The 9,889-nt window shown below is 45.1% G+C and carries 10 protein-coding genes; 6 read left to right on the forward strand and 4 right to left on the reverse strand.

The genetic code is table 11. From position 1 onward, the window contains the following. Window positions 1-90 precede the first annotated feature (90 nt). The 3 genes from QUB25_RS26690 to QUB25_RS26700 all read right to left on the reverse strand — a co-directional run bounded on the left by QUB25_RS26690 (window position 91) and on the right by QUB25_RS26700 (window position 3,408). On the reverse strand, window positions 91-981 hold the full coding sequence (locus QUB25_RS26690; protein WP_333042000.1) for a methylenetetrahydrofolate reductase: 891 nt from the start codon (window positions 979-981) through the stop codon (window positions 91-93). A 145-nt stretch (window positions 982-1,126) separates the two neighbouring features. Next, entirely contained in the window at window positions 1,127-2,137 is a 1,011-nt protein-coding gene (trpS, locus tag QUB25_RS26695; protein WP_333188026.1) for a tryptophan--tRNA ligase, read from the reverse strand. Between the two features lie 155 nt (window positions 2,138-2,292). Continuing rightward, on the reverse strand, window positions 2,293-3,408 hold the full coding sequence (locus tag QUB25_RS26700) for an HlyD family efflux transporter periplasmic adaptor subunit (protein WP_333188028.1): 1,116 nt from the start codon (window positions 3,406-3,408) through the stop codon (window positions 2,293-2,295). Between the two features lie 334 nt (window positions 3,409-3,742). On the opposite strand from QUB25_RS26700, the gene QUB25_RS26705 reads away from it, so the two are divergent. The 3 genes from QUB25_RS26705 (at window position 3,743) to QUB25_RS26715 (ending at window position 6,668) form a co-directional block, all read left to right on the forward strand. Next, window positions 3,743-3,970: a secretion protein HlyD gene (locus QUB25_RS26705; protein WP_333059709.1), complete on the forward strand. Its 228-nt coding sequence runs from the start codon at window positions 3,743-3,745 to the stop codon at window positions 3,968-3,970. Between the two features lie 169 nt (window positions 3,971-4,139). After that, window positions 4,140-4,322, forward strand: coding sequence for a hypothetical protein (locus QUB25_RS26710; protein ID WP_333188030.1), 183 nt, complete (start codon window positions 4,140-4,142; stop codon window positions 4,320-4,322). Between the two features lie 135 nt (window positions 4,323-4,457). Beyond that, window positions 4,458-6,668 (forward strand): peptidase domain-containing ABC transporter, encoded by a 2,211-nt coding sequence (locus QUB25_RS26715; protein WP_333188033.1) that lies wholly within the window; start codon window positions 4,458-4,460, stop codon window positions 6,666-6,668. A gap of 280 nt (window positions 6,669-6,948) precedes the next feature. On the opposite strand, the gene QUB25_RS26720 is transcribed toward QUB25_RS26715, so the two are convergent. Beyond that, on the reverse strand, window positions 6,949-7,341 hold the full coding sequence (locus tag QUB25_RS26720; protein WP_333042008.1) for a Fur family transcriptional regulator: 393 nt from the start codon (window positions 7,339-7,341) through the stop codon (window positions 6,949-6,951). A 143-nt stretch (window positions 7,342-7,484) separates the two neighbouring features. On the opposite strand from QUB25_RS26720, the gene purS reads away from it, so the two are divergent. The 3 genes from purS to QUB25_RS26735 all read left to right on the forward strand — a co-directional run bounded on the left by purS (window position 7,485) and on the right by QUB25_RS26735 (window position 9,708). Next, window positions 7,485-7,769 carry a phosphoribosylformylglycinamidine synthase subunit PurS gene (gene purS, locus QUB25_RS26725; RefSeq protein ID WP_333188036.1) on the forward strand — a complete coding sequence of 95 codons (285 nt, stop codon included), beginning with the start codon at window positions 7,485-7,487 and terminating at the stop codon, window positions 7,767-7,769. A gap of 295 nt (window positions 7,770-8,064) precedes the next feature. Further along, complete coding sequence (gene purQ, locus QUB25_RS26730) at window positions 8,065-8,766, forward strand: phosphoribosylformylglycinamidine synthase subunit PurQ (protein ID WP_190655996.1); 702 nt, start codon at window positions 8,065-8,067, stop codon at window positions 8,764-8,766. Window positions 8,767-8,904: 138 nt separating this feature from the next. Beyond that, on the forward strand, window positions 8,905-9,708 hold the full coding sequence (locus QUB25_RS26735; protein WP_333188039.1) for a DUF4058 family protein: 804 nt from the start codon (window positions 8,905-8,907) through the stop codon (window positions 9,706-9,708). Window positions 9,709-9,889 lie beyond the last annotated feature (181 nt).

Below are 9,889 nucleotides of genomic sequence, written 5' to 3' on the forward strand. Positions count from 1 at the left end.
TGGTAGCGCGGGAGTGGGCGGGTTTATGAGTTTACGAAATCGTTAGTTTTAGGAATTGATAATTGGTAAAACCCACCCCTACGTTTAATTTTAGCTCAGTGGCTCGATTCCTGCCAAATCCAAAATTTGAGGAATTAAATCTTCTCGTTTGACAGCCATCATGTGAACTCCTTGACAAATCTGCCGCGCTAGTTTGACTTGTTCTGCAGCAATTTTTATGCCTTCCTGCAAGGGTTCGGGAGCTTTTGCTAAACGATCGATAGTCTCTTGTGGGATGTGAACTCCCGGCACGTATTTTTGAATAAATTCAGCATTTTTAGCTGATTTAAACAAAAATATTCCTGCTAAGACTGGCTTGTTGCAGCCCGCTGCAACGTGGTGCATAAACTTATCCAAAACTTCAAAATCTGTAATTAATTGACTCTGAAAAAACTGTGCTCCAGCCTCTACTTTTTTCTCGAATCGACTTTGCAAACCAGACCAACTGGGGCATTGCGGATCGACTGCTGCACCTACAAATAAATCAGTAACTCCGTCGGTTAGAGGTTTGTCATTCCAGTCTTGACCACCGTTCATTTTTTGAATAACTTGCAATAGCCGAACTGATTCCAAATCGAATACACTTTTTGCTTTAGGATGGTCGCCGGCTTTGACGGGATCGCCTGTAAGTGCTAGTACATTGCGAATGCCTAAAGCGTGGGCTCCCATGAGATCCGCTTGCAGGCCAATTAGATTGCGATCGCGACAAGCAACTTGACAAATTGGCTCAATTCCGTGCTGCACTAAAATCGCCGAAACTGCTAGGGGGCACATTCGCAAAACTGCGCGACTTCCGTCTGTGATATTAATTGCATGAACTCTGTTTTTGAGGCGTTCAGCCATTTGAATTGTGTGAGTTATGTCGCCACCTTTTGGTGGGGCAACTTCGGCAGTAATTATAAATTCTCCAGGGGTGGTGCAGGCTGTGCGAAAACGGTTCATGATTATTTGTCTGTTATTGGTTATTTGTTATTTGACGGTTGACTGTTGACGGTTGACTGTTGTTAGTGGGCAGTTGTCAGTGGGCAGTTGGCAGTTGGCATTTTTAACAACTAACAACTAACAACTAACAACTAACAACTAACAACTAAACAGGTAAAGAATAACCGAAAGCTGTCTTCACCTTAGTTAGAGTTTGATTAGCAATAGCTTCTGCTTGTTCTCTTCCGCGACGTAGTACAGAGTCTAAATATCCCGGATCGTCCATTATTTCCTTGTATTTATCCTGAATTGGTTTGAGGGCATTAATTGTCGTCTCTGTCAGCAAGGGTTTAAAATCTCCCCAACCCATGTTTTCACACTCTGTTGCTACTTCTTCCTTAGATTTGCCGGAAAGCAGGAGATAAAGTGTCAGCAAATTTCTAGCTTCGGGGCGATCGGGGTCGTCAAAAGTCAAACCCCGCACGGCATCTGTTTTGCAGCGCTTGATTTTTTTGGCGATCGTATCTGGCGAATCCAATAAATTAATTCGACTTTGTTCGGAAGGGTCAGATTTCGACATCTTGCGCGTGCCATCTGTCAAACTCATCACCCTCGCACCGTCAGTCCGAATTAATGGTTCTGGAAGTTTCAATACTGGCTTTTCGGGTGTGCCGAATTGGTGATTTAATCTGATGACAATATCGCGGGTGAGTTCCAAATGCTGTTTTTGGTCTTCTCCCACTGGCACTTTGTCGGCATCGTAAAGCAAAATATCGGCTGCCATCAACACGGGATAATTTAGCAAGCCTGCATTGACATTTTCACCTTGTTTAACTGCTTTTTCTTTAAACTGAATCATATCTTCGAGCCAGTTAATCGGCGTAATGCAGTTTAGCAGCCATGCTAGTTCTGTGTGCGCCGAGACGTGGGATTGCACGAAAATAGTAGAATATTCTAAATCGATGCCGCAAGCTAAATAGAGTGCGGCGATCGTGTAAGTGTCGGAGGCTAGAGTTGCTGGATTGTGCGGTGCGGTAATTGCGTGCAAATCGACTACGCAGAAGTAATTTTCGTACTGACTTTGACCTTCTACCCAGTTGCGAATTGCACCGAGATAATTACCGAGGTGAAGATTGCCTGTTGGCTGAACTCCTGAAAGAACGCGCTGTTTGCCCATGAGGAAAGAATAGAATTAAACTCACAGTTCTATATTGACACGTTATTTCAATTTCAGATCCTCTAATTTTCTGGCGGTTGACTGTTGACGGTTGACTGCTGACGGTTGACTGTTGACTGTTGACAACTAACAACTGACAACTGACAACTGACTAATTACCAATCTGTCAGCAACCTTGCTTTGCGTAAAACAAATGTCAGAACAGTTTCTTCGCCGGTAATAATATCGGCTCTGCCTTCCATTCCCGATTGAATCGAATACTGGCGGGGGACATTAGCCTGGGAGTTTCCGAAGAATTGGCCGTTGGCGGATTTGAGTTTTGTTAAATAAGTTTGTTCGGGCTTAATTGCCACTTCGTAATAAGCTGTACCTAAATTATTAGTGGGATTTTGAGTGGCGATCGCATCTGGGGCGATTTCGCTGACAGTTCCTTTTAATGTGCCGTAATCGGGAAAAGGCAAAGCCGAAATCCTGATCTGTACGGGTTGGCCGATTTGGATGCGGGCGATGTCTTGGGATGTCACCTTGGCTTTGACTACCAGGGGTACGTCGCTGGGGACGATTTGGGCGATCGCGCTGCCGGCTTGTACGGTTTGACCAGTATTTCGTACTTCCAGTCTGAGAATTGTACCATCTGTGGGCGTGCGGATCACGCTATTTTCGAGTTTTAACTCAATTTGATTGAGTTCTTTTTTAGCTTGAATTAATTGTTGTTGAATGGAGGCTTGCTTGACGAGCAAAACCCGCCGACTTCTGCCCAGTCTCTCGGCGACATCTGGCAGCGATGTGGCGAATTTTACTAAAGCGGATTCGATTAATTCCTGTTGGGCGGAACTTTCACTTTGGATGCTTTTAAATTGGGCGCTGGCCAAAATTTGATTTTCTAAGTCGCGCAGTTGCTGGTTGATTTGCTGTGCTGCTGGTTGAGACTGATTAATTATTTCTTGTAACTGTTTTTTTTGATCGCTTAAACGCGAAGCGTCTATAACTGCGATCGCATCTCCTTCTTTTACTGTCTGATTCTCGCTGACAGCAATGCTTTCGACGGTTCCTTCTGTGGCTGCTTGCACGACGCGCACTTCTCCGGCTGGACGGACGATCGCGTCTGCTTTGACTGTAGCGCTGTATTTGGTGACGCTAGCGAGGGCGATCGCCCCGCCAAAGGTCGCCACCATCAAAATGCCACCCAAAGTCGTCCAGCGGCTGACAGGGGGCAAAAACTGGTCGTTATCAAAGGTTTCAGCGGGTGTGGCTTCGGGAGTGAGAGACATGGCGGCAAGGGGGAGAGGGGAATAGTTTGGAGTTTGGAGTTTTGAGTTAGGGGGAGGGAGAGATCGCTGATTTGTTTTGTCACTTTTACGATCAGCTTTCCGGAAACCAAGCATAGGTTTAGAAGTCTAAATCAAAATTCACAGGGTAAAGGTAAAAATCCGCACAGCTTTGCCGTTCCCACCCACAAACTTCCCCAAATATCAAGACGAGTGAAGCCAGCGGGCTACAGTCAGGAAAATATGGGATTTTTGCCATAACTTTTGGCGCTGTTACCGGGTTTTTACTGTATGCGTAGGTAGTAAGTCAGTACATAGGTATTAATAGGAGTTATTTATGTCAGAAAATCAACAAGGTTCACTCTTCATCGAAGTAACCGATGGAGAATCTGCTACTGTCAACGGTGGCAATATTACCAGCGGTGTTAGCGGTGCTAAAAGCAACAGCGAGACGGATAACAGCAGCCGCGAGGGTCTCACTATGCTGTTTTTCCTGCCGCAGCCTAGCCAGCTTTATCTGTACGATCCGAGCCGCGATCGCCCTTACCCAACCCTAGTGGTTTAGATAGCTGAGTCAAGTTGTGCGATAAAGTAAATTTTGAAAATTTCTCCGTAGTATTCCGGATGTCGTACAGGACTACAAGAAGTATTACTCAGTATTTACACGAGAATCTAGAAATTAAATAATATTTCTAGTTTCCCTTCAATTTTATTAAGTTAAACGGAGTCTAATCATGAAAGAAACAAAGGACAATTCACTGTTTGCTGAACTCACCCCTGAAGAATCAGCTAGCGTCAACGGAGGTCACTATTATGCCGATCGATACAATTGTCATCGGCAGCGGCGCAGTTGGGTCGTGTACCGCCGGAATTGCGACGGTTCATACCGAAGAGTAGTCCGCTACGCCTACTCCTAAAGTTTAGTGCTAGTCAATTCAGATATCTAACTGTGGAATCGAGAAAGCACCCATAACTTTATGGGTGCTTTTTGCTGATTGGGTAGTTGGTGATGAGTAATCTTCTTTATGCTCTACCATTATTCATTTTGCAAAATGTTAAAGAACATCCCTTTGATCGGCAAAATGCCATTATTCGGACAAGTTAACAGGTTTAAGAAATATCAGGTTGTTCTCCAGCAGAGCGAAGAAGATTGCGGGGCGGCTTGTTTGGCTTCGATCGCGAAATTTTACGGACAAAATTTTACTATTAGCCGCTTGCGAGAATGTGCGGGCACCGGCCAAAAAGGGACGACTCTGCTGGGCTTGAAACAAGGTGCTGAGGCGATCGGCTTTAATGCTCGATCCGTGCGAGCCGCGGCTGCTATTTTAGACCAAATTGAGGAAGCGCCTTTACCGGCAATTATTCACTGGAGCGGTTATCACTGGGTTGTTTTGTACGGAAAGCAGGGCGACAAATATGCGATCGGCGATCCGGCCGTCGGTATGCGCTATGTTTCTAAAGCAGAATTAGCAGCAGCTTGGACAGATTGGCTGTGCTTGCTAGTAGAACCCGATGCTGAGCGGTTTTTTGCGGCCGCAGAGGGCCAACCGCCCGCCAATTCCTTACAAAAATGGATGCGCCGGATTGGGATTTATCGCCCGATTTTAATGGAAGCATTTTTGCTGAATGTGGTGTTGGGTTTGCTGTCGATTTCTTCGCCTTTTCTCGTTCAACTGCTCACCGACGACATTCTGGTGCGGGGCGACAGACAACTCCTGGCGAGTGTGGCGATCGCAGTTATAGTTATGAACCTTTTTAGCAGCAGTTTAGGATTGGTAGAGTCGAACTTAATTGCTCAGTTTTCCCAGCGTTTAGAATTGGGATTGGTGATGGAATTTGCGCGCAAATTCCTGCGATTGCCTTTGAGCTTTTACGAAACCAGACGCAGTGGCGAAATTGTCAGTAGATTACAAGATATCCAAGAAATAAATAAATTAGTTTCTCAAGTCGCTATCAGCTTGCCTAGTCAATTTTTTATAGCTGTAGTTTCTTTTATTTTTATGTTATTTTACAGCAAGGAACTGACTTTAGCAGCTACAGCTATAGCTCTGTTAATGACTGCCTCTACAGTGGTATTTCTGCCCGTATTGCAGCAAAAAACGCGCAGTTTATTTGTGCTGGAAGCAGAAACTCAAGGCGTTTTAGTAGAAACTTTTAAAGGCGCGCTGACGGTCAAAACTACTACCAGCGGTCAGCAACTTTGGGAAGAATTTCAAATCCGCTTCGGTCGCTTAGCAAAGCTCACTTTCCGCACTACACAAATTGGCATTCTCAACAATATATTTTCTGGTTTTGTTGCCTCTGCTGGCAGCATTACTCTGCTGTGGCTTGGTAGCGGTTTGGTGATTGACAAGGTATTGAGTATCGGTCAGTTGCTAGCGTTTATTAGCATGAATCAAAACGTTACTACTTGGGTGAATTCGCTAGTAGGATTTACTGATGAAATGACTCGCGTGCAGACAGCTACTCAACGGCTGTCGGAAGTTATCGATGCTGAACCGGAAACTAAAGACGATACGAATAAACCTTTTGTAACTATTCAAGACCGCGACGGTATTGTTTGCAAGGGTGTTAATTTTCACTACCCCGGCCGACTTGACTTGCTGGAAAATTTTTCCGTTACGTTTCCCGGCGGTCAAGCAATTGCTTTAATCGGTCACTCCGGCTGCGGAAAAAGTACGCTAGCAAAAGTAATTGCTGGTCTGTACCCGCTGCAATCTGGTAATATTAGAATTGGCGGCTACAACTTGCAGGATTTGTCTCTCGACAGTCTCAGACAGCAGGTAGTATTGGTTCCTCAAGAAGCGCATTTTTGGAGCCGTTCGATTCTCGAAAATTTTCGTTTGGGCAGTCCAGATATCAGCTTTGAACAGATTGTGAAAGTTTGCAAAATTGCGGGGGCGGATGAATTTATCAGCCAATTGCCTGATAAATATCAAACTGTTTTAGGGGAGTTTGGAGCGAATATTTCTGGCGGACAAAGACAAAGATTGGCGATCGCCCGCGCCATTCTCAACAACCCACCCGTATTGATTCTAGACGAATCTACCGCAGGGCTTGACCCCGCAAGCGAAGCGGACGTTTTAGAACAATTGTTGATGTACCGGCAGGGGAAAACGACGATTTTTATCAGTCACAGGCCGCGAGTGATCGATCGCGCCGATTGGATTATCATGTTAGAACGCGGCCGATTGAAACTGCAAGGCTCGGCTGCAAAATTGCGATCGATTCCAGGAGACCATTTAGAGTTTTTGCATCCTTGAGCGAGTTAATAAAACAACAGGTTTAAATCTGTCGCTACACAAACAACACCGGGAGAATCTCACTTTTGCACCCTACCGCAACCCTCCCCGAACGCGCGGGGAGAAAGTAAGAAATTCACAAATGATCCGAAGATTGCTATATCGTTGGCGGTTGCATCGGAATCATAAAATCGAGTCAACAGTTACCACTCAACTATTCGGTTTTTCGACCCGCCCGTCAACAGTCAACATTTATGATTAGTGCAACCGGAATTGAAATCTCTCATGACTAATAACTTCTCTAAGATTCTTGAGCTAAAGTACATCGATCGCACAATCCGAAAAACTCCAAAGTGTGATAATAAATTTTGAAAGAATGAGATTGTTGTAGTTGGCTTTCTAAGTGGTGGACTGGACATTCGTCGATCGTAATTGACGCGCCACATTCCAGACAAGTTAAGTGGTGTTGGTCTTGGTGGGCGGCACCGTAGAGAGACTCGCCACTCGCGAGAGTTCTGACGTGAACGAACCCCTCTCGCTTTAAACCGTCGAGGGAGCGGTAAACTGTTGCTAGGCCCATGCTTTGGTCGCTGTTACGCAGTTCTAAGTAGATATCTTGCGCTGAGAGCGATCGATTCAAGTGCTTGAGCAAGTGTAAAATACGCTCCTGACTGCGGGTGTGGTTGGTTCTCATAATTTTTTTCTCGAATCTGCTGGAATCAAATCTGTCCCTGTTTCTAGGCTATCTTACTTGGGCGAACCAAATGGCGATCGGCGCGCAGCTCGGTTGTAGAATACAATGGGGCTAACTTTCACATCACCTACCGCAACATTCCCGTGACTCAGAAATATCTTGCCCAAATCTATGTTACCCTCCGCCCTTCTGTTTTAGATCCCGCCGGCACTGCCGTACAGTCTGGCTTGCAACACATGGGATACGACAATGTTGAGCGCGTGCGTATTGGGAAATACGTTGAATTGACGCTGACTGCTGCTGGTGAGTCGGAGGCCCGCGCACAACTCGATCGCGTTTGCGACCAACTTTTGGCCAATCCAGTGATTGAAAATTATCGCTTTGATTTGACTGAAATTCCTGTTGCTGTGGAGACAGCGACGGCATAAATGCGATCGTCCCTAGGGTGTTTTTAAACCCGGAGATCCCCCCTAACCCCCCTTAATAAGAGGGGGACAAGAGTGTTCACAGTATCTATTCAAAAGGCGAGGACAAGAGTGTTCAAAGTCTTTGTTAAAAACACAAGAACTAGAACCACTCAAAGTCCCCCTTCTTAAGGGGGATTTAGGGGGATCTAGACTTTGATACAAGCGAGAGAAACCTAAGATTTCAGTCTTAAGTTGACACCTCTTCCTTCTTCCTTCTTCCCTCTTCCTTCTTCCTTCTTCCTTCTTCCTTCAGCTTATGAAATTTGGAGTTATTGTTTTTCCTGGTTCAAATTGCGATCGCGATGTGGTGTGGGTGACTCAAGGGTTACTCCACCAACCGACGCGGATGATTTGGCACGAAGATACCGATATTTCGGATATTGATGTCATTGTAATTCCCGGTGGTTTCAGTTACGGAGATTATTTGCGGTGCGGCGCGATCGCCCGTTTTTCTCCGGCGATGCGGGCTACTGCGGAACACGCGAAACAAGGAAAGCTTGTATTAGGCATCTGTAACGGTTTTCAGGTGTTGACTGAAGCTGGCTTGTTGCCCGGTGCTCTGGTGCGGAATGCGGGATTGAATTTTATTTGCGATCGCGCTTCTTTGAAAGTCGAGCGGGGTAATACTCGTTGGACTGCGGCTTATACTACGGGTGAAATCATCGATTTGCCTATCGCCCACGGCGAAGGCAACTATTATGCCGATGCCGATACTTTAGCAGAACTAGAAGAGCACAAGCAAGTCCTGTTTCGCTACTGTACTCCGGCGGGCAAAATTAGCGATGCTGGCAATCCCAACGGTTCGTTAAATAATATTGCCGGTATTTGCAACCGCCAAGGCAATGTATTAGGAATGATGCCGCATCCTGAACGGGCATCCGATCCGATGTTGGGCGAAACTGATGGAGTGAAATTGTTTCAAGGGTTGTTGATGGCAAGTGTTGCTGCTGTTTTGTAGTTAATATTTACGACATTTTTGTAGATACCGTAGGGTGCGTCAGTCTTGTAGGGACACTCGAAAATCTCGCAGCGACGCACCCTACAAAATTAAAAATGCTAAAATGATTTGAAAGTCAATACATCGGAGAACAGTCCTATGCCTTCACCTTTTCCTGGAATGGATCCCTACTTAGAACACCCCGATTTCTGGCAGGAAACTCACAATCGATTGATTATCGCGATCGCTGATACCATCATGCCTCAAATTCGCCCTAAATATGAGGTTGCAATTGACAAACGCATCTATGAAATTACCGATTTAAATGAAAGTAACGACGAGTCCCTTTTAGTAGGTATCCCCGATGTCGCGATTAAGCGTCAATCTAATAACCAGAATATTCCTACAGGTTCAGTTGCTACTGTAAGTATAACACTTCCGACTACCGTTAAAGTGCCTGCTCCTGAAAAAATTAATCAGACTTACTTGGAAGTTCGAGAAATGGCAACGAAACAAGTTGTCACCGCAATTGAAATTCTTTCTCCTGTCAACAAACGTAGTGGAGAAGGAAGAATTACTTATCTCAAAAAACGTCAGAGTATTTTAGGTAGTTTAACCAATTTAGTCGAAATCGATTTACTACGAAAATGGGAATCTATGCCCATCCTTAACAATTCTATTCAAAGCGATTATCGGGTTTTGGTCAGTCCCAGTAATCGCCGTCCGTTTGCCGAACTTTATGCTTTTAATCTCCGCGATTCTCTACCTATATTTCCGCTTCCCTTGCGCGAGGAAGATGTAGAACCTATTGTTAATTTACCAGAAATATTTGGCGGTATTTACGATCGCGCTGGCTATGATTATCGGATCGACTATAATCCAGAACCCGTACCGTCTCTATCGGAAGAAGATCGGGTTTGGGCTACCCAAATTTTGCAAGAAAAAGAACTTCGAGATAATTAATTATATTTTACTTTATATCCTAGGGTTAGTCGCGATCGACAATCTCTAAATCCACTTGAAAATTTCGCAGTAAGGGACTAAACGGCAGCCGACCAGATATAATTAGGGTGCATCTCACTTTTGCAAATACATCAAGCGGAAAGTTGACCATTGAGATAAGCACAGCGCAGAGAAAGGATAG

It is taken from the genome of Microcoleus sp. B3-D7, from assembly GCF_036705305.1.
In the GTDB taxonomy this organism is placed as follows: Bacteria; Cyanobacteriota; Cyanobacteriia; order Cyanobacteriales; family Microcoleaceae; genus Microcoleus.

Excerpts from the sequence above, each read along its gene's own strand:
- QUB25_RS26700 (WP_333188028.1), bottom strand. The coding sequence starts at position 3,408 with ATGTCTCTCACTCCCGAAGCCACACCCGCTGAAACCTTTGATAACGAC.
- QUB25_RS26735 (WP_333188039.1), top strand. The coding sequence starts at position 8,905 with ATGCCTTCACCTTTTCCTGGAATGGATCCCTACTTAGAACACCCCGAT.
- trpS (WP_333188026.1), bottom strand. The coding sequence starts at position 2,137 with ATGGGCAAACAGCGCGTTCTTTCAGGAGTTCAGCCAACAGGCAATCTT.
- QUB25_RS26705 (WP_333059709.1), top strand. The coding sequence starts at position 3,743 with ATGTCAGAAAATCAACAAGGTTCACTCTTCATCGAAGTAACCGATGGA.
- QUB25_RS26710 (WP_333188030.1), top strand. The coding sequence starts at position 4,140 with ATGAAAGAAACAAAGGACAATTCACTGTTTGCTGAACTCACCCCTGAA.
- QUB25_RS26715 (WP_333188033.1), top strand. The coding sequence starts at position 4,458 with ATGTTAAAGAACATCCCTTTGATCGGCAAAATGCCATTATTCGGACAA.
- purQ (WP_190655996.1), top strand. The coding sequence starts at position 8,065 with ATGAAATTTGGAGTTATTGTTTTTCCTGGTTCAAATTGCGATCGCGAT.
- QUB25_RS26720 (WP_333042008.1), bottom strand. The coding sequence starts at position 7,341 with ATGAGAACCAACCACACCCGCAGTCAGGAGCGTATTTTACACTTGCTC.
- QUB25_RS26690 (WP_333042000.1), bottom strand. The coding sequence starts at position 981 with ATGAACCGTTTTCGCACAGCCTGCACCACCCCTGGAGAATTTATAATT.